This window comes from Terriglobales bacterium (genome assembly GCA_035543055.1).
GTDB lineage: Bacteria > Acidobacteriota > Terriglobia > Terriglobales > Acidobacteriaceae > JAIQFD01.
On record DATKKJ010000148.1, the window covers coordinates 44698 to 65652 of the forward strand.

Here is a 20955-nt window from a genome sequence, read left to right on the forward strand (position 1 = left end):
TCAGAACCTATAGTATACGGAGCCCTGCGCTGTGTACCGGTTCCTCTTCCCGAAGGGCAGGTCTTCCGATCCCGCTCCGCCCTTGAGATTGAGGGCCCAGTGTCCCAGCGTCTTGTCGCCCTCGACCGTCACCCGGGTCGAGTTCTGCCCGATGATGTCCAGCGTCGTCTGCGCCAGGGCCAGGGAACTGCCGTGGCTGTAGCGCACCTCAACGTAGTCGTGCAAGCCTTCACTTCCGAAAAAGCGCCGCGCCCCCACCTGGACGGTCTTCGACACCCCCAGATCATCCGGCGTCAGGTACATGCGCCCGGTGAACAGCCAGTCCCCGAGATACTTCGCGGCCGCCCAGGTGTAGATGTTCGTCCCGGTGGAGAATTGCAGGTGCCGATAGCCCCCCGACAGCTCCCAGCCATGTCCGATGCTCTGGTAGAGGTCGGCGCCTAAGCGGTATTTCGGATACAGCTCCTGGTCCGGCGAGGTTCCCACGTTCACGTACATGTACGTCCCCGGCCGGAGGTGGGGATACATGTCGGCCTCGATCTGGTAGCTGGAGATGCCGAAGCGGGCGGCCCGGCTCACTCGGCCGATCAGCGAACCGATCGGGGTCGGACCCCGGAGTTGCAAGGAATCCTCATGCTGCGTGCCCTGGTGCCGGCTCAGGAAATCGCTGGCGTGGCTGAATTCGGCCTCCCATTTCCACGACTCCACGGTGAGCGCACGCCGCCAGCGCAGGGCCTGGGCGTTGGTGGGCTCGAGCTTCAACACCTCGTCCAGGGTATGCAACGATTCCCGGTAGTGGCCCTGGTTGCGCTGCGCGCGCGCCAGTTGCAGCATCAGGGCGGTGTCTTTCGGGCTGTGCTCCAGGCCGTCCGCCGCCAATTCTTCCGCCCGCGCCGGATGGTCGCTCCAAAGTTCCACGTTGATCAACGCCGGGAGAGCATCGCTGTGGTGCGGGTGGTTGTCCAACACCTGGGTGAGCTGGCGGCGGGCCTCGTCGTATTGTCCTTCCCACGACAGCACGGTACCGTAGATGGTGCGCGCATCATTGTCGCCTGGACTCTGGACAAGCCGCTGCTTGAGCAGCTCTAGGGCCTCCTGGCGGTGCTGCTTTCCCGCGAACGCCAGCTCGCGGGCCCGGGAGAACGTGTACCCTCCCGCCGCCTCCTGTCCGGCCGCGATCGGCGCAGCCATCCCCAAGAGAATGGCTGCGATCAGCGCGGCCCGCGGTATTGCTGGCTTTTTTCCTACCATCTCACCTCACGCGACCAGCAGTGTATCGCACGGAATCCGCTGACCTACTCCATGCCCGCGGTCAAAGCGGAAGCCCGTCCCGCGGGCTCATTCCGCAAACCTTCTCTGGCGCTGGTCTGTAAGAAGGTCTGTTGCAGCGCAGAATAAGCCTTCTTCAGGTATCTTTCCGGGGCCACGCTGTCCCAGCGCTTCCAGGTGATGCTCTGCGGTTTCTGGATGCGCCCGTCCGTCAACGCGGGCAGCGCCGAGACCACCGTCATACGGCCCAGGTCACCGCCAGGCTCGCCCGGCTTCAGTGCGAAGACACTCACCTCCAGCATCGTGCTGGTCGCCACCCGCGCGCCCGTCTTGTCGCTATAGCCACCGAGCACCAGGTTGGACGACGGATCGGTCACCAAAAGCCTGGACCAGGGGATCCTTACCAGGATCGCCTTGTCCTTCACATCGGCATACCACTCGGCCAGCGAATTGTAATCGGAGGCCGCCGGGTTTCCGTTGCCGTAGCGCAGCACACTGAAACTGTAATCCTGGCCCGCGACCACGCCCGCGCCCTTGTCCAACGGTCGAGATTTCGGCTGCACCGCCATCTCTACGAAAGAACCGCCGTCCTTCAGGAACGACTCGAACCCACGGCGATACACCACCTGCAGATCGCCGGAAAGCTCCGCATCGGCCGCCAGGTCGAAAGGATTGTAGTTGTCCGCGGCCAGCAGCCGGGAATGCGCCGGGTCGCCCAGGTAGAGCAGGAAGTTCGCCCCCGACGCGATATTGACGTTGCCGAAGGGCAGCTTGCGGATCCCAGCCCGGCCCGGCTGGGTGTTGAGGGCCACGGCGAAGGCGGCCTTGTCCCAGTGGGCCTTGCCGTCGCGCTTTCCGGCGGCGCAGTCCAGGCATTCGAGATTGATGCGCAGATAAAGGTAGCCCTCGTCGGTACCGGCCTGCACGCTGCGGATGGTGCGGTCGGCGTCAAAGCCATCGCCCGACGGCTGCGGAGCAGCGCCGGCGTAGAGCTTCTGCTGGGACTCCCAGGCCGCGGCATGGCCGGCAAACAACCTCCACTGACGGGGGCGATACCCGGTCAGACCGTAGCGTTCAGCCGGATCCATGTCGTTCAGCCACAGGGGCGCGCGCTCGGGCGACGGTTTGAAGCCGTGTTTCAGCCAGCCGTCCTTGTACCATTCGTCGATCAGTTCGAAGACCAGGCTGCCGGCGCAGCCTGCTTCGCGAGCGCTGCGCACCAGGCGCGCCAGGATCCTGGCCTGCTCTTCCTCGCTGTGCCCACCCTCGTTCCATCCCGTGGACTGGAAGCGCTTGATGCCGATCGAACTGGGCACGCCCAACGCGCTCACCACCAGCGGATAGGTCAACCGGCTGCGCAGGTCGCGCAAGTAGCCGTACACCGGGTTCGGACCCTCGCTGTCCCGCGCCCGCTGGAACTGCGGGTTCCGCATCACCGTCTCCGGGTAATAAGGGAAGGCGGCGTAGGCAGCGAACAGTCCTGCATAGAGGGCCGGCTTCACCCCCATCTTCCCTTCGGTCGGAAGCGCCGGGTCCGAGGCGGGCGGATCGACGATGGCCACCGGATGCTGCCAATTGTAGGTCTCGGTCTCATAGGAGACCAGGTAATCGAGCATCTGCACGTACCAGACCTCGGCGGGGTCGGCGTTGCTGACCGACAGGTACTTGCCGTCGTACCTGTTCTTGCCGGCGTTGATGACATTGGTGTGGACGGCAACCGCCGCGCCCATCTCGCCACCCAGCAGGAGGGCGCCCACCTGCGAGGACACATCGGTGACATACAGCCCGTTGCCTCGGGCTTTCTTGGGCGGCACGTTGCCGCGGCCGTGCAGAGCATCCACCACGTAGCGGATCTCGGCCTTCGTGTCTTCCATGAACTTGTCGTCGTAGAGGTCATCGTCCGGAGGCCGGCCCACCCAGACCTGCTGATATAGCAGCAGCTTTCTGCCCTGGTCCATGTGATGTTTGAAGGCGCGATAGAAGGCCGGCGGCAGCAGCGTGTAGGTGCGAAGCACGTTGGCGTTCAACTGCGCCGCCTGCTGCACCCAGGCGGCATACATCTCGCCGTCGGTGGGCATCGCCGCTGGGTAGTATCCCGGCGCGGCCGGTCCCAGATCGATCCCGTTCACGTACATCTTCTCCCACCCGCCGCGGCCCAGTTGCCACATGGCGCCCTCGGCGGCCCGGTAACGCACCTGGGTCTGGGAGGGACGGCGTACCTCGGGGAGGCCCTCGGGCACGCGGTCGTTCGCGAACCCCTTCAGACCGTACAGGTCCTCGAAGGCGACCTGGGCCGCCTGGCCGTAGTTCCGGTCGTTCAGCAAGTCGCGGTAGATCGCCGCCGCGTCCAGGTTGTTGCCGTCCTGCACCAGGGCTCCGGCAGTCACGATGCGCACATTGGGGTCGCCACCGCGCCGGCCCAGGACTTTTCTCAGCACGCCGGTCTCGATCTTGCCGCGACCGGTCTCCAAAGCGACGAAGGCGGCGCCCAATTGCGCTTCCTCGGTGCGCGGGTCGATGCGGATGGCGCGATCGAAGTAAAAACGCGCTTCCTCGTAGCGACGCATCTTCAGGTTGGCCCAACCCAGCATCATGATCACGTCCAGCGAGTTGGGAGCGATGCGGTAGGCCTTCTGAAACTCATCGAGGGCCCGGCGGTAATCTCCGCGCTGGTACTGGGCGACGCCATTCTCGTAGAAGGGGCGATACTGCGGCTTCCACTTGAACTCCCAGAAACCCACCACCGTGAAGAACACGGCCATGCCGATCAAAACCCGGTTTGTGAGCCAGAACGTCAGCCTCATTGGTGCGCGGGGGCCATCCGGGACTTCAATCCCCGATGCTTGACGAGCTCCCACTCGCGGAGCCCGGTGAAATACTGCAATACGCCTTGCGCCCGGAACAAGGTCACCATCTGCCGGTAACCCAGGTTCTCCAGCACCGCATACCCCATAAGGATGAGGACGTGGTTCAGGCCGGGATAGCGCTTCAGGGTCGTCTCTTCCAGCAGGACGGAACCCATCGACAGCAAGGTTCCGTATCCGACGGCCAGGAACATCAGCAGCAGAAAGAGAGAAAAGGGCATGGCGCCGATGAGAAAAGAGAAGGGGATGAGGAAGGTCCCCGCGGCTTCGATGACACAGCCCATCGCTTCGACGTAGGCGTGGAAGGGCACGCTGAGCAACCCCAGCAGGCTGTACCGCGGAGAACCGATGACCTGATTATGTTTCATCACCGTCTGGGTCAGGCCGAGCTGCCACCGGCGACGCTGCTTCGCCAGCATGGAGATGGTCAGCGGGGCCTCCGTCCAGCAGATCGGGTCGGTGGTGAAGACCATCCGGTATTTGAGCTTCTTGGTGCGGAAGTAACGGTGCAGGCTCGCCACCATGTCCACGTCCTCGGTCACGGTGTCGGTGCTGAAACCGTTGACCTTGATCACCGCGTCGCGCTGCAACAGGCAAAAGGCGCCCGAAGTGATGAAGGTGGCGTTGAGGGCGTTCCAGCCCGGCCGGCCGAACAGGAACGTGCGGATGTATTCCACCACCTGGCAGCGCTCCAGCCAGGTCTTGGGAAGGTCGATCTCGACGACATTGCCTCCCTGCAGGGTGCAGCCGTTGCTGATGCGGACCACCCCGCCGCTGACGATCGTGTTCTCCTGCGAGTGCATGATGGGCGCCATCAGGCGGAGCAGGGCCTCGCGCTCGATGAGGGTGTCGGCGTCCACGGTGCAGAAATAAGGGCTGCGCGCCATATTCAGTCCGACGTTCAGGGCGTCGGACTTGCCCCCGTTCTCCTTGCTGATCACCAGCAGCTCCGGACGGTCGGGGTTGTAATAGAACGCGGTGGGCGGCTTGGTCTTCAGCGAGGGGCGGTAGATCAGGTCCATCTTCAGGAGCTGGAAGTGCTCGATCAGCGCGCTAGCCGTGCCATCCGTGGACCCGTCGTCGACCACGATGATCTCTTTTTCCGGGTAGTTCAGCTCCATCAGGGACTGCACCGTCTGTACGATCCCCGGTTCTTCGTTGTACGCCGGCACGATGAGCGTCACCGGGGGCGTGACCGGCGAGTCCAGCAGGTCGGTGTAGCCGGTGCGGGAGGCGAACTTGGCGTGCAGCGACACCGAGTACAACGACAACACCATCAAGAAGGTATAGACGGTGTTGGTGACGATGAAGTAGATGAGGATGATGGTGTTGGCGTAGTCGAAGAGGTGGAGGAGGAAGCTCTGCATTCAGTTCGCTCCTCCAGCCTTGAATGCCTGCATGCGGCCGCTCTGCAGCAGGAAGGCGGCGCGGGAGCCCACCGGGCCCGTATCCGTGGACTGGAGATAGGCCAGCACCTCGGCGAACTCCTGCGTGGGCGCGGCGGCCAGCGCATCCAGCAGCACCAGGCGCAGGGGCTGGGATTCGACACTCAACACCGCGTTGGTGGGGAGCGAGGTCTTGCCGACGACCACCATCTTCTTGCAGGCGGCGGCCGCGATCTCGGCATCGCTTCCACCGCCGGCCATGGCGGCCAGCATGTCGCGGAACAGGCCGGTCCGCTGGATCTCGTCGGCCACCTGCTCGCTAGCGTATTGGTCCTGGGAACCGACGAATTGCTGGTAAAGGCGGTTGGTGGCGGCGGGCCCCAGGGCAGCCAGGGCACGCACGGCGGCTTCGCGCACTCGCCAGCGTTGGTCCCCGACGCGCTGCAGCAGGTCGTCGCTCAGTTCGGCGTAATGGCGGTCGGAGCAGGCGCGCACCGCGTGCAGACGTACGATGTCATTCTCATCGCGCAACAGCTTTCGCAGGGCGTCGGCGGCGGCCCGGTCGCGGAAATGCTTGATCACCGCCGAACTCCGGGCGCGCACATCGGGCGAAGGGTCACTCGCCAGGTGCTCCAGAAACAAGGTGTACAACTCGGCGGGAAAATCGTTCTTGTTGAGGATGCCCCGCTTCCCTTCCCGTGCCGTGATCTCGCGGATGGCGTCCACCAGGTTGAAGCGCAGCTGATCGTCGGGGTGGGTGAGGAAGGGGATGAAGCGGTGGAGGTCGCTTAGCCCGTAACAGACCAGAGCGGACTTGGCCGAACGCGCCGAGACCGATCCCGGCACGCGCAGGGCCTGTCGGAGCTCCTCGACGATCAAGGGGACGGCCTCGGCTCTGCGGTTGCGACCCATCGAAGTGACCGCCACCCGCCGGACCTCGACCGCGGGGTCGAGCAGCGCCTCCGCCAGAAAGGGCTGGGCATACTCCGGGGCGAGTCGCCCGAGGTGGTCCACGGCGATCATGCGGGTCACGTAAAGGAGCTTCAGACGGCGCACCGGCGCCAGCCACCCGCCGCGCCCGTGGGCGGCCAGCTCCATTTTTTCTTGCTGCAGGGACCGCAGCACCATGAGGCTTGCCCGCTTGCGGCCGAACGCCTGTGCCGCCCACTGGTCCACATAGCCCAGCGCAAAGAACAGTTCTGAGACCCGGCGGGCGTTTTCCGGCGTCACCTGGGACAGCAGCATCTGCTGCACGGCGTCGATCTCCGCCTCGGCATCCGCCTCGCGCAGGACCTCCCGGGCGTGCTCCACGGAGATGTTGTGGGCGATGAACTCGGCGACCGGCACCTGGTAGCGGTCGCGGGCTGCATCCTTGGCCTCGAAATAACGCTTCCGGGCGGCGCGGCGATAGAACACGAAGCACAGGAACACGGTGTTCACGGCGATGACCATGACGATCAGCCAGAGAACAAGCACCCCGAGGTCTTCGATCAGAAACAAGGTTCACCGGTCCTGGCGGTCAACCGCCCACATTCGAGATCGCCGATTCTCCTGGCGATTTCAGGTGCCTCTAGGGAGTGCTTGATTTCAGGTAATGGATCGCGGCGCCGACGGGCCGTGATTCCTGTCGGGTAGCGCTTCATTGAGGCGTGACCTGAAACCGGAACGACCTAACCAGGTTCCTGGGAGGCCCTGTTATTCTCAACAAAGCCGCCAGCGGCGTCAAATACTGCGGCTAGAGGCAGGATGGCGGCAGCGGGCGGGTGGGAAGCCCGGGGGGAACTTTACCAGAGAGGATTGCCTTGCTTGTCGCGGAAGGCGAAAGTGTTCTGCCCGCGGACGATCTCCCGCGCCAGGATCGCATCCTCCCCGCCTTCCAGCTTCACCTTCGAACCCACGACTTCGATGTGCTGCCCTTTTTCGAAGAGGATGTCGTATTCCTTCATGAATTTCGACGCCGCCACGTGCACCGTGAGCGCGCCGGCACCGGTTTTGAGAACCAGGTGATATCCGATGGTCCCGCTGACCGGGCACTCGAATTCCTTCACTTCTTCGATGGTGCCGCTGATCTTGGTCTCGGTGGCGGGGTCATATTTCACCTTGGGACGCTTTTCCGTCGCCCAAGCGCTGCCCCACAGAACAACAGCCAGTGTGGCGAAGATCACGTAACGCGCCAGTCGCAGCATCATCCACCTCCTCGATCATTGCCCGGGGGATCGCTACTTCTACGATATCCCCCGAAGATGGCCCTCTTCCGTGACGCAAATCACAACCTCAAGCCCGTTGACTGGCCGGTGACTACTGCGTCTTTTTTGCTGTTTTTTGAGCTGGAGTAGTGGCAAAATTCAGCCTCCCCCAGGGTTAAGGTTTCGGGTTCAGGTGTCGGCGTGAGCTCGGCACAGATGCTCCCTCTTGACAGCAAAGTCAAGAGTTCCAGGTTCGGAAGCCTTAGAAAGGAAAGAAGGTAGCCTTTTCAGCGGTGAAGTGGTATTACTTCGACCGCTTAGTAACCACAGTAGTAACGTCAGGCGACACACTGCCCACACCTTACACGGGAGCACCAATGCGTCTGCACAGCCGCTTCGTTCCCAGGTCGGCCTATGCGCACCGCTACCCATCGCCAGACGCACGCAGGGGAGGAGAGAACATGAGCTGGAACACACGTCACGCCCTTCTATTGATTCTGGTCGTCCTAGGCTGCACCGGGTGGATGCTGGGGGCGTCGCAGAACGCCGTCATCTACGGAACCGTGTACAACGTGGCCAGCAATCCGATGCCGGACGTCACGGTGGTGCTGGAGAACAAGGCGCTCGGCATCACGCGAACGACGGTCACCGGCTCCGACGGTTCGTACACCTTCACCGAAGTCCCTCCAGCCGACAACTACTCGGTGACAGCGAAGCAGGGCGGCAGGACCCTGGACCAGCGCACCGGGGTCACGGTCAACGTGGGCGACGAGCGCGTGATCCTTCCTCCTTTGACGGAACAGCCGGTGGTGGCTGCGGGCGCCCCCGGGGGGGCGAAGCCGGCCCCGCAGCCGACCCGCGGCGCTCCCACCGTGCGCAATGAAACCATCACCACCGCCATCAGCGGTGTGGTCACCGGCGATCAGCTGCGTGCCCTTCCACTCTACAACCGCAACTTCCTGGTCCTGGGCCTGATCACCCCCAACGTGCACGACGCGGAACAGGGCTCGCCTCTGACCGGCGCCTCTTTCAGCGTGGCCGGCGGGCGCACGACGGAGAACAACTTCCTCCTCGACGGATCCGACAACCTGGCCAGCAGCAGCAACCAAGCTATTCCCTTTCAGGTGAACGACTCGATCCAGGAGTTCCGCGTCATCTCAGGAACGGCAAATGCCGAGTACGGCCGCAACCTCTCCGGCACGGTGAACGTGGTCACCAAACGTGCGGTCAATTCGTTCCATGGCAGTGCGTATGGATACTTCGCCAATGAGGCGCTGAACGCGGACACTCCCTTATCGGTTTACAACGGCGGGACCTTCGACCAGGCCGCCGCGTACGCAGGCAGCTCCACCGTTTCGCCCCAAGCCAGCGGCTCGCTGGCGTACTACACGCCGTTCAGCTATAACCAGTTCGTCGCCAACGCCCAGTCGCAGGGGTTCTGCACTGATTCCATCGGCAGCGGAGCGGCGGGATCCGTCCCCTGCGCCAACGGCGGTATGGGTCTGAATACGAGGTTCGAACCAGCTGTCATCCTGAAGAACCACAACTCGTTCTCCCAACCGTTCGACTCGAAACAGTTTGGCGCCAGCGGGGGCGGGGCGCTGGTCAAGGACAAGTTGTTCGTCTTCGGCAGTTACGAAGGGACGCTGATCGAGAACCGCAATCCGGTCCTGGAGCGCGTACCGTCCAGCTTTGATAAGGCCGACCACGGATACGGATTCGCGTCAGGGTTGGGGACGGCTGATCCGAACTACGCGCTGGCGCAGAACATCCTCAGCCTGTACCCGGCTTCCACGATCAATCAGTTGGGCTCGGGGGCGGTGCCCGGCGTGCTTGAGTTCTATCAAGGCGAAACGCCGAACTACACGCACGTGCACAACTTCCTGTTCCGCACCGACTACGTCAAATCGGAAAAGACCACCGTTTCCCTGCGCTATGTGGCCCAGTTCCTGAAGCAGCTCCACGACGATACGCTGCCCCAAGTGGGCGCCTATCCTGGCAATGGCGCCTTCCGCGACGCCGTCAACCAGAATGCCAGCCTGGCCCTCAGTCATAGTTTCACGCCAAAGCTCATCAACGAGCTGCGCCTGGGCTACAGCCGCTTTGACATCGGGGAATCTCCCCAGGACGCCAGTTTTGATGCCACTACCCTTGGATTGCCGAGCAAGCAGATGCCGACCATCCTGCTGAGCGGCATCGATACCCAGAGCAGCGGCGCGGCCCCGGGGACACTGGGTGCGTTCGGACCCTGGCTTGACGTCAGCGGTGGTACCGCGACCATGTTCCCCTGGGCCGACGGGCGCTTCCCGTTTACCCGCCTGGGCGCGCCTCTCGGAGCTCCCGGCGAACGCCGGGATTCCACCTTCTCCGTTTCTGACAGCGTCAGCTGGTCAATCGGCCGGCATTCCTTCAAGTTCGGCGGGGAGTTCCGCCACCTGGACAACGACTTCTCCAATGGCGCCTTCAACCGCGGATTCATCTATTCGGGCAACATCGGCGAATTCACCAACGATAGCGAGAGCTGCAATATCGACATTAATTTCTTCGGCGCCTGCTTTGGGAATGCGTTCATGCGTCCCAGCTTCGACTTTGCCCAATCCAATCCCTGGTACAGCGGGAAGTTCAGTTCGTATGTGATCGCGGGATATGCGCAGGATACCTGGCGCATCCACAAGAACGTGACCTTGAACTACGGACTGCGGTACGAATACTTCTCTGTTCCTTACGAGATCAACAACAACATCTGGAACTTTGATCCAACGGCGAACGGGCTGGTGCAGCAGAATGGCACCGGCATCGTCGACGCGTATGGTAACAGCTGCAGCGCGACGAATCCGCTCTGGGGCGTAATCGACCCCTATCTCAATTACCTGTTTGGTGGTCTGCCCGTCGACAACTGGGCCACGACCGCGCAAGCTCCCTACTCCACGGCGGGATGCGCAGCCGCCGGCAGCGGCGGCTACAACAAGATTGCCGATAGCAACAAGAAGAATTTCGCGCCTCGTGTGGGCATCGCCTGGAACGTCCGCGGAGACGCCGTGGCCCGCCCCACCGTCGTCCGCGCCGGCTTCGGCATGTTCTACGACCAGACGCCGCTCAGCTACTTCTCCCAGATGCTGTACAACAAGCCCTTGGGCGCTCCGAATTCCGTGCTCGGTCAACACTTCCTGGGTACCGACCTGGCCGCCTCTGCGATCTGCGTCGGGAATGGCGGGGGAACGGGAGCATCCCAGTGCGGCCTCGGCAACACCATCATCGATCCCTCCGTGCAGACAAGCGTAGCGCCGGTGAATCCCTTCAGCTTCCTCCCTCCTCCCGCTGGAGCAACGTGGAGCTTTTACAGCGCGATGACCCAGCCATTCGCGGTTTCCGCGCGTGATACGGCGCATTCTGGCACTCCCTGGGCATACCAGGCCAGCTTCACCGTGCAGCAGCAGATCTCGTCCAAGCTGACCACCGAGGTCGGCTACGTGTACACGCACGCCCGCTCGTTGCCGGTCATCTACGACCAGAACTACGCAAACGAATGGGGCCACGTGCAGTTCCTTGGGACGGGTCCTGCAATCAGCAGTGTGATGCAGGACAACATGTCCCAGGTCCCCGTGTACACCATGACCAACCGGGGCAAGTCGTCGTACCACGGGCTGATGGCGCGCGCCCGCCTGCTCGGGTGGCACGGGCTGCGCGTGAACGGCACCTACTCCTGGTCGAAATCGCTGGACAATTCTTCCACCGGGGTCTTCCCGACGCTGCCCATGTCACCGCGCGGCATGCTGCTGAGCGGGCAGTACTTTGCCAACTCCTCCTACCCGGCGGCGGTAATCCTCTTCGGCAACACAGACATCCTCGGGTTCCCACTACCGGGAGCAGCCCAGAGCGCGTCCCTGGTCTTCCCGAACCTGGACTTCAGCCCAGGCGCGCTGACCACCACCGGTGCTCGACCGGTACTGGTCACGCCTTATCTGATTCCGCAGGATCCATTCAACTTCCTGGTCAACGACTACGGACGGTCGGATTTCGACACCAAGCACCGCTTTACCTTGGACTATGTCTGGGAAACGAAGTCTTCCTCGAAATGGTGGGATGACTGGAGCTTCAGCGGGATCTTCACCGCGCAATCCGGGCAGCCGTTCAGCATCTTTGGCGGACCGATCGCGGGGGCGATCGACCAGCGCGCCGAGCTCGGCGTGCCGGCCGGTGACATCGTCATCACTGACAACCCCAATGGCGCAATCGATCCGTCGCAGTTCATTTTCGTCCTGAACAGCACTGTCTGCCCTTCCTTCATTCCCGCGAACAACGCATCGACGTTCATGCCGGCGCCCGGCGTAGCTTGCACCGGACGCTCGGGCCGCAACGCGTTCATCGGACCCAAATACATCAATTTGAACGTAGGGATCCAGAAGGGCTTCACTATCTTCGGCGAGGGTAAGAAGCTTTATCTCCGCGCCGAACTGTTCAACCTGCTCGATCGCGCCAACTACTACAACCCGATCAGCTCGATCAGCGACAACGGGGTGTCAGAGAGCGGAGCGTTCGGACAGATCAAGTCGGCGCACGACCCACGGCAGATCCAGTTGGCCGTGCGCTTTAGCTGGTAAGGGACTCGGCCCTCCCCCAGGAGGGCCACTTCCCAGCCGCAGCCTCCCGGTTGGATGCTGCGGCTGGGAAGTGACAAGGGCCCGCAGACGGTCACGCTGGGCCTCGGCATCGCCGCCGCGGCGACGCGAGCAGGCGATGGCAAGGAAGGTAAGGTTAGGAAGGTTAGGCGGCGACATGGCCTGATGGGCAGGGTCGGCGCTTGACCGTGGTAGGTGACGGGCATACGATTTTTCCCTCCCTATCACCACATCTCCCCCACTTGCGCCTTTGTCTCCCAGGAGAGGCGCGCTTTGTTGGCTGCACCAGGGCCGAGTCAAGCAGTCGGGCCATTCGATTTGAGTTTCTTGAGCACTCGCTTCACCGAGGAGCCGTCGTGCGCGAATCGAGAGAAGCTGGACCGTTGTCAGGGAGGAATGCCACCATGAGCCGGAGCCGTCTCATCATCACCACAGTTTTCATCCTTCTCATCGGATTCATTGCTGCGGGACCCGCATGGGCAAGCGTGACGCCAGCGACCGGCTCCCCGCTCGCGGTCGCCGCCAACGCCACGGCCGCTGTGCTGGCCGACATGGACGGCGATGGCAACCTCGACCTGATAGTGGCCGAGGCCGCGGCCCACAAGATAGAGGTATTCCAGGGCAACGGCGATGGCACATTCAATACCACGGCCGTCGTCACCATCGATTCATCCGTGCTGGGAGCTACGGCGACGCCAGTGGCGCTCGCTACCGGGCTGTTGACCGGCGGCACCCTGCCCGACCTCGCGGCATCGGAACCGGACGGCGGAGTGGTCTGGGTCTTTCAGAACACCTCCAGCGGACCCGGCAATTTCGGTCTCAGCGCCACCAGTGGCTCGCCTTATTCCCTCCCCGGTGCCAACAATAATCCCCGGGGCCTGGCGATCGCTGACATCGACTGCGACGGAAACAACGACGTGGTGGTGGCGGACGAGGGCCCCGACAATGTCGTGTACCTGCTGGGCGATAGCACTGCCGCGTTCACCGCAACCATTACCAGCACGGCGCTCACCAACGGTACTAATCCCGTCGCTCTCGTCATCGGCGACTTCGGGTCTGCTCACGGTGGCGGAGCTTGCACCAACGACATCGCGGTCGTCCAGAATGCCACCGACAACGTTCACATCATGACCAATACCACCACGACGCCCGGGACAGTCACCTTTGCCGCGGTGGATGTCTCTACCGGCGCCAGCTCGGGCCCGGTAGCGATTGCGGCGGGCGTCCTCAAAACCGGCCCCGTCGATCTGGCGATCGCCAACGGCGGCAGCAAGACCGTCGCTGTACTGGTAAACAACGGGTCAGGGACTTTTTCTGCCGCCGCCGGCAGTCCGTTTGCTATTCCCAGTTCTTCGGTTCCGACCGGGATCGGCATCGGCAAGTTCCTCAATAACGACGCATTCAATGACGTTGCAGTCTCCGCGGCCAACGGCCTCGATCTCTTCGCCAATTCCGGCTCGGGCGGTGTTCTGACCACACCGGCGACCGTGGTGGCGGCGGGCACCTCGCCCTCCGGTATCGCTACCGGAGACCTGAACGGTGATTCCTTCGCCGACATCGCGATCCCCAACAATGGCAGCAGCAACGTGAGTATCTTCCTTTACACTCCGTTCTCCAACATCAGCACCATCGCTGTAAGCCCCAATCCAGTGGAAGGCCAAGCCTACGGCGGCCCCACGGACCTGCTCAAGTTCAAGTACGACGGGAACCCGCCGGACACCAGCAACTTCACCGGCACCGTTACCTGGAACGACGGCAGCGGTGGCTCGGATAGCGCGTCGTTCACCGGGCCCGATGTTTCGAATTTCTTCACCGTGCAAGGGCCGACCCATACCTTCCCCGACGAAGGCACCAGCACGCCTACCATTCTGGTCAACAACACTGCGGACTCTCAGTCGGTCACCAAGAATGGGCCGACCATCACGGTGGACGATGCGCCTCTGAGCGACCCGGGGACCACGCTCGATCCCGTCGCCTCGAGCACGACGGTCCCGTTCAACACGGGCTCGATCGTCGTGGCAAACTTCAAGGATGGGAACCCTGGCGCGCCTACGAGCGATTACGACATTTCGACCAATTGGGGTGACGGAAACACCGATAATTGTCCGCATCCCTGCGCTAAAGTAGGCGGCGGCGTAGTCGGCCCCGGCGGCATTACCTACAGCGTCACCGACAGCCACAACTATACGAGCGCCGGCAACTTCCTGGTCTCGACCCTGATCACCGATATCGGTGGCAGCACCGTCACCATCAACACCCACGTCAACATCAGCACCATGACCGTCGCCCCAGTGGCCGTGGCCGGCACGGAAGGCGCCCAGCTCACGAATCCGACCATTCTGGCTACCATCACTACCACCGATCCCACCCCCAATCTGTCGGCACAGGTGGATTTCAACTGTCCGACGGCTCCGGTGGGCTGCTCGCTGAGCGGGACCAATATCAGTGTCGTGCCCATTACAGTCGACGGCTGCGCTGCCCAGTTCTGTGTCGTTACTACAGGGACTACGCACACTTATGCCGACGAAGGCTCGTTCAAGGTCTACGTCCAGGTGACAGACACTAAGCCGCCAGGCGATGGCAGCATCGGCACGACGACCTCCACAGCCACGATCGGCGATGCGCCGCTCAACCAGATCGCAACCGCGGGCCTGAGCAACCAGGAAGGCACCGGACTATTCAGTAACAAGATCGTTGGGAACTTCCACGACGCCAACACCGCCGCGCCTGCGGGCGATTTCACGGCCACGGTGGATTGGGGCGACGGAACGGCGACCAGTCCCGGCGACGGGCATCCGGTAGTCATCACGGCGCTCGGTGGCGGCGACTTCAAAATCGAGAGCACCCACACCTACGCCAACACCGAGGAGACCAACTCCTACCAGATCAAGTACAGCGTGCAGGACGTGGGCAGCCCCAACCCCGGCGATCCGGGACGCATCGGAAACCCCGAACTCCCAGCGCCGACCCAGAATGGCGCCCTCGTCACCTTCACCGACGCGCCGCTGAACAATGTGGCGGCTACCGGGCTGAGTAATCCGGAAGGTACTGGAACCTTCAGCAATGTCATTGTCGCGAAGTTCCACGATGCCTTCCTGCTTGCTCCCGCGGGCGATTTCACGGCCACGGTGGATTGGGGCGACGGAACGGCGACCAGTCCCGGCGACGGCCAAGCGGTGGTCATCACGGCGCTCGGTGGCGGTGACTTCAAGATCGAGAGCACGCACACCTACGCCAACACCGAAGACACCAACTCGTACCAGATCAAGTACAGCGTGCAGGACGTGGGCAGCCCCAACCCCGGCGATCCGGGACGCATCGGTAACCCCGAACTTCCGGCGCCGACCCAGAACGGCGCGCTCGTCACCTTCGCCGACGCGCTGTTGACTCCGATCGCGGCGTCGGCCGGTGGCACCCAGAATATCGCCATCCCTGCCGGCACTCTCATCGCCACCTTTGCCGACCAGTTTGCCTTGGCTCCATTGAGCGACTACGCCCAGAATGCGCCGACATCGGGCGTGATCAGCGTCAACTGGGGTGATGGCAACACGGACGTGGGCATTGGCAGTATCGTGGATACGACGAACCTGGCGTGCGCCGCGGAACCCCCGCCTCCGGCAGGCACGAAACTGTTCTGCGTGCTCACCGGAGCTCCTCACACTTACACGAACTTGGGCAACTTCACGCTTACCGTGAATGTGAAAGACGTCGGCGGGTCCACCGCCACGATCACTGGCCAAGCGACCGTCAGCGCGGGCAAGCTGACCGATATCCCGATCGCGCAGCTGTTCCCGCCGAGTAATGTGCTTCAGAACGTCCAAGTCGCGCATTTTGAGGACACCAATCCGGGTGCCGTGCCCGGGGATTTCACCGCCACCATCAACTGGGGCGACGGGAACGTTACCAACGCCACTTTCCAACTTTCCCCTGCTTGGCAACCGGGGATCGCTTGTACGGAATCCGTCGACCTCGCACCCTGCGATCCGACACAGTCTCAGTTCGATGTGCTCGGAAGCCACACCTATGCGGTCGCCAATACCACCTTCCCCATAACGGGGACGGTCACGGGACCGGGTGGGATCACGACCTCGTTCTCCACGCAGGTCTTTATCCCCAACGTGGCGATCGCGCAGATCAACGAGCTGATCTCACCGCCTTCGTCCCAGATCAAGCCTGGCCAGTTTGTGGATCTGCTGGTAACGTTCGTACCCACGCCGGGGGTCAACACTCCAGTGAACCTGATGTGCACGGGATACGATTTCAATCTGAAGACCACTATCCCGCTGCCGCCAGGATCAACCTGCACCTTGGACAAGAGTACGCTGCCCGATGTCATGCAGACACGTCAGGTGCATGCTCTCTTTGCCACAACGCTTAAGGTCGTCTGGCAGAATGCCCCGCCTCGTCCGGGGAGCCAGGCCCCATACCAGTTGGCGCTCCTGCTGCCCGTCTTCTTCGGGACATTCGGCATCGTTTGGCTGACACCGATGTCTCGTCGAGAGAAGCGGCGCACTATGCTCGGCCTTGGCATCGGCGTGATGGTACTGGCGTTGTTGCTGGTGGGATGCGGTGGTGCAGGTGTGCAGACCGGAAATACAGAAACCCCTCCGGGCACGTACGGCATTGCGGTCACCACGAACGTTCCATCCGGCAACACCTTCGTTCAGGCCGTGGCAACCGTGAACGTCGTTCAGTAGCGAGAGCCTGCCCTCAGCCCCGGCAGAAATGCCGGGGCTTTTCTTGTTCCGGAAACAACGGGCTGGTTGATTACATCAGCTTGGAAAGGCGGGCCTCCAGGTCACCCAAGGCATCCTGGAGCAGTTTGACGTAGCGGGGCTCGCGCGCGACCTCGAGTTGCTGCACCACTCGCGCTCGCGCCAGACGCAGCGACTCGCGCTCCCGCTGGCGGGCGGCTTCATCCGCGGACAGGGGGCGCCCGGTTGGCTTTTCTTCGGCGGATTCCATCTGTGCTGCGACCGACTTGCTCTCCCAGCCCCGGGCCATGAACCCATTATAGGCTGCAGGCGCGGGCCGGGAGGATGCCCCGAACCTGAGCGGTCACTGGACGCGCTGCAGGCGGGCGATCAGCTTCTGCGCCAGGTTCTCTTCCGATTCCGACCACAACAGGCGGCCGGAGATGCCGCAATCCTTCTCCACCGCCGAAGTGAATCCCACCAGCTTCTGGACGTTGGCCTTGACCTTCGCCTCCGCCTGCGAGGTCAGCGGGATGTCCTCGAACAGGAACGGGGTATCGAGCCCGCAATCCACCAGCACGTGCCCGTTCTCGCGGTAGGAGCCTTCATCGAAACTCAACCCTTGGGCGACGAAACTGACTCGCTGCGGGCGGTCGATCCAGACCTTGGGCCGCTCCTCGCTCGGTGTCCACAGGTCCCAGAGGGCCTCGAACTCGTAGGCGTAGTCCTCGTGCAGGAATTCCGCCGCCAGCTCAATGACCCGCTCCGGCTCTGCCCGGTAGTCGAAGGTCTCTTCGAAGATGCTGGGCTGGTCCCATCCCACCGGATGCACTTCAACGTGGCCGATCCCGGGGAATTGCGTCGAGTACGGGAACTGTTTCAGCACCGCCAGGGTCCGCGGCAGCATCTCGTCTGCCGCGAAGTTAGGGAACCACAGGCTGAGATAGAGCGAGTCGGCCATGTGTGCTTATTCTACAGACGGTCGGGTGCGGCCATGGTCGCCGCGGCTTTGACACTGTTTCGCGCGCACTGTTAGAGTAGGACTTCACCAGAAACCCCGCCTAGCGCGTCCCCGTCGTCTAGCCCGGCCCAGGACATCGCCCTTTCACGGCGGTAACGCGGGTTCGAATCCCGCCGGGGACGCCAACATTCCTCCCTCACGGACATCCGGGTCAGGACCCAAGCGGCAAGGTGAACGAGAACACCGAACCATGCCCCAGCTGGCTGGTCACGCTGATGGTCCCGCCGTGCAGCTCGACGATCGCCTTGGCGATGGAGAGCCCCATGCCGGTTCCCTGGATCGAAATACGCTCGTTCCTCCCGCGATAGAATTTCTCGAAGATCATCGACTGCTCGGCGTCGTCGATGCCGGGCCCATGGTCCGCGACCGAGGTCACCAGGTGCGCGTTCTGCAGCTCCGCCGTGATACGGATGGGTGTCTCCGGCGGCGAATACTTCCCTGCATTCTCCAGCAACTGGCTGAGGACCTCGGCGATCCTCTTCACGTCCATGCGCGCCGGGGGCAGGTTGGGGGGGACTTTCACCTCGACGTGATGGCGCTCCACGGAATGTCTGGCCTCCTGCAACGCCAGGTCGATCGCTTCCCGGATCTGGTGCGGTTCGAACTGGAGCTCGACCTGGTGCGCGTCCAACTGCCCGACCTCCGCGGCCTCGCCGACCAGCCGGTTGAGCCGGTCACTCTCCTCGTTGATGACCTTGGCCAGGTCCTTCACCTGGGGCTTGTCCAGCTCGACCTCGGACAAGAGAGTCTCGGCCGACGCCTTGATCGCGGTCAGGGGGGTGCGAAACTCGTGGGTCACCGAATCCAGCAGCAAGGAGCGGAGGCGGTCGCCTTCGCGGGTCGCCTCCGCCTTGGTCAGGCTTTCCATGGTGGCGGCGCGCTCGATGGCGATAGCGATCAGGCTTCCGATCGCCTCCTGCGTCTCCCGCGACAGGCTGCAACCCTGGAAGGCAATGGCGCCGATCGGGCGCACGCCGGTGCGCATGGGCATGAAGCAGAGGCCGCGCTCGCGGTCGACCACCGGCTCCCTGCTGCTGACCGCCTCCAGCTGCTCGGTGGTCACAACGGACTGGACGGAGATGTCGGAGAAGTACGTCTTCCGCTTGTTTGCGAGGAAGACGGCGGCGCCGGCTACTCCGAACGAGTCCACGATGAAGTTCGGGACCCGGTTGAGCAGGCCGAACACATTCTCGGTGACCAGAAGTTGCTGGCTGAACGCGTACAAGCGCTCCACCTCGCGACGGCGTTCGTGCGATCGCAACGCTTCCCGGCGGGCGCGCTCCGACAGGTGACTGCCGATGAGGGCGGTGACCATGAACGCGAACAACGCCACCCAGTTCTGCGGGTCGGCGATGGTCAGTTTCATCACCGGGGGCAGGAAGAAGAAGTTGTAGGCCAGCGTGGCCACGACTGCCATGAAGATGGCGCAGCGCAGGCCCCAGGAAGCTGACACCACCAGAATAGCCAGCAGGAAGGTGAAGCCCACGGTGGTGGGATTCACGCGGATCAGCCGGAGGTAGACCCACACGATCGCCATCACGATCGCCGCCGCGGAGGCGAAGCGTAATATCAGTTGCCGGGGCCCGCTCACAGGCAGGATTGTATCCGATTCGACTTTTTGCACCACCCTGGACGAGAATAGCCGCAATGCCAAAGACGCCGGAGCAGTGGCTGGAAGAAGCGCAACCGCCGAACAAGCTGGGCATCTTCAAGCTCTTCCTGGGCTACGCTCCGGGCGTGGGCAAGACCTACAACATGCTGAGCGAGGGGATCCGCCGCCGGAGCCGAGGCGAGGACATCGTGATCGGCGTGGTGGAGACCCACGGCCGCAAAGCCATCGCCGACCTGGCCACTCGGCTGGAGGCCGTTCCCCGTCGCGTGATGGAGTACAAGGGTGCGACCTTCGACGAGATGGACGTGGATGCCATCCTGGCGCGCAAACCCCAGGTCGCGCTGGTGGATGAACTGGCGCACACCAATATCGAGGGCAGCAAGCACCGCAAGCGCTACGACGACGTCATCGAGTTGCTGGACGCCAACATCAATGTCCTCTCCACCATGAACGTGCAGCACATCGAGAGCGTGACCCCCCTGGTGCAGAACATCACCGGCGTGCAGGTCCGGGAGACGGTCCCCGACTGGGTGATGCAACGGGTGGACGAGATCGTCATGGCCGACCTCACGCCAGAAGCGCTGCAGACCCGGATGCGGCGCGGCGATGTCTATTCCGTGGACCGCGCCGAAAGGGCCCTGGGCCACTTCTTCCGTCCGGGAAACCTGATGGCGCTGCGCGAGCTGGCTTTGCAGCAGGTAGCCCGCGCGGTGGACCGGGGCCTGGAGTCCTATTTCGCCAAGGAGCACCCCGGGATCGCCGCCGGCGTCCGGGAACGCATCGCGGTGTGCATCAGCTCGAATCCGGCGGCCCAGTATCTCATCGCCCGCGCCGCCCGCATGGCGCAACGCCTCGATGCCGAGCTGTTCGTCATCTACGTGGACACCGGGGTAGACGGTACCCCGGAAAACCAGCGGACGCTCGGCCAGAACATCCGCTTCGCCGAGGACGTTGGCGCCCAGCTTATCAAGACCGAAGGCAAGTCGGTGGCCGAAGCGGTGGCCAAGGTGGTGAAAGAGAAGCACATCACCCAGGTCATCTTCGGGCGGTCGGCGCAGACGGGATGGAAGAAATATCTATATCTCTCCGCCATCCACCGGTTCCTGCGCGATGCCCCGCCGGTTGACGTTCACATCGTGTCCCAGGAAGTGAAATAGGGCAGTGCCTTCCTTGCCTGCTCTCCCCGGTCCCGTAACCGGAAAGGGCCGCCCCACAAACTCTTACGAATACCAGCTGTCCTCCCACCATCCCGCCCCATTCTGGCCACTTACAAAACCTTTACGAACCCCTTAGCCCACCCTTACT

At 63.0% G+C, this 20955-nt stretch carries 11 protein-coding genes and 1 tRNA gene; 4 read left to right on the forward strand and 8 right to left on the reverse strand.

Annotated features, from left to right (window positions below; genetic code table 11):
- The 5 genes from VMS96_10250 to VMS96_10270 form a co-directional block, all read right to left on the reverse strand.
- Window positions 1–1191 (reverse strand): YaiO family outer membrane beta-barrel protein, encoded by a 1191-nt coding sequence (locus VMS96_10250; protein ID HVP43805.1) that lies wholly within the window; start codon window positions 1189–1191, stop codon window positions 1–3.
- 104 nt (window positions 1192–1295) lie between these two features.
- Window positions 1296–4031 (reverse strand): tetratricopeptide repeat protein, encoded by a 2736-nt coding sequence (locus VMS96_10255; GenBank protein HVP43806.1) that lies wholly within the window; start codon window positions 4029–4031, stop codon window positions 1296–1298.
- 38 nt (window positions 4032–4069) lie between these two features.
- The gene (locus VMS96_10260; protein HVP43807.1) at window positions 4070–5500 is read right to left on the reverse strand and encodes a glycosyltransferase; all 1431 of its coding nucleotides are present in this window, start codon (window positions 5498–5500) and stop codon (window positions 4070–4072) included.
- Entirely contained in the window at window positions 5501–7018 is a 1518-nt protein-coding gene (locus tag VMS96_10265) for a HEAT repeat domain-containing protein (GenBank protein ID HVP43808.1), read from the reverse strand.
- Between the two features lie 284 nt (window positions 7019–7302).
- Window positions 7303–7707: a hypothetical protein gene (locus VMS96_10270; protein HVP43809.1), complete on the reverse strand. Its 405-nt coding sequence runs from the start codon at window positions 7705–7707 to the stop codon at window positions 7303–7305.
- A 458-nt stretch (window positions 7708–8165) separates the two neighbouring features.
- Between VMS96_10270 and VMS96_10275 the strand changes: the two genes are divergently transcribed.
- Window positions 8166–12305: a TonB-dependent receptor gene (locus VMS96_10275; protein HVP43810.1), complete on the forward strand. Its 4140-nt coding sequence runs from the start codon at window positions 8166–8168 to the stop codon at window positions 12303–12305.
- A gap of 422 nt (window positions 12306–12727) precedes the next feature.
- The gene (locus VMS96_10280; protein ID HVP43811.1) at window positions 12728–17020 is read left to right on the forward strand and encodes a VCBS repeat-containing protein; all 4293 of its coding nucleotides are present in this window, start codon (window positions 12728–12730) and stop codon (window positions 17018–17020) included.
- Between the two features lie 70 nt (window positions 17021–17090).
- On the opposite strand, the gene VMS96_10285 is transcribed toward VMS96_10280, so the two are convergent.
- Together VMS96_10285 and VMS96_10290 are read right to left on the reverse strand one after the other, a co-directional pair.
- Complete coding sequence (locus VMS96_10285) at window positions 17091–17327, reverse strand: hypothetical protein (protein ID HVP43812.1); 237 nt, start codon at window positions 17325–17327, stop codon at window positions 17091–17093.
- Window positions 17328–17381: 54 nt separating this feature from the next.
- Window positions 17382–17978 (reverse strand): hypothetical protein, encoded by a 597-nt coding sequence (locus tag VMS96_10290; protein HVP43813.1) that lies wholly within the window; start codon window positions 17976–17978, stop codon window positions 17382–17384.
- A 107-nt stretch (window positions 17979–18085) separates the two neighbouring features.
- On the opposite strand from VMS96_10290, the gene VMS96_10295 reads away from it, so the two are divergent.
- Window positions 18086–18163: transfer RNA gene (locus tag VMS96_10295), tRNA-Glu, on the forward strand.
- Window positions 18164–18189: 26 nt separating this feature from the next.
- Here VMS96_10295 and VMS96_10300 read toward each other — a convergent pair.
- On the reverse strand, window positions 18190–19665 hold the full coding sequence (locus VMS96_10300; protein HVP43814.1) for an ATP-binding protein: 1476 nt from the start codon (window positions 19663–19665) through the stop codon (window positions 18190–18192).
- Between the two features lie 20 nt (window positions 19666–19685).
- Between VMS96_10300 and VMS96_10305 the strand changes: the two genes are divergently transcribed.
- A complete protein-coding gene (locus VMS96_10305) occupies window positions 19686–20807 on the forward strand; it encodes a universal stress protein (GenBank protein HVP43815.1) in 1122 nt (373 codons plus the stop codon).
- The last annotated feature ends 148 nt before the right edge of the window (window positions 20808–20955 follow it).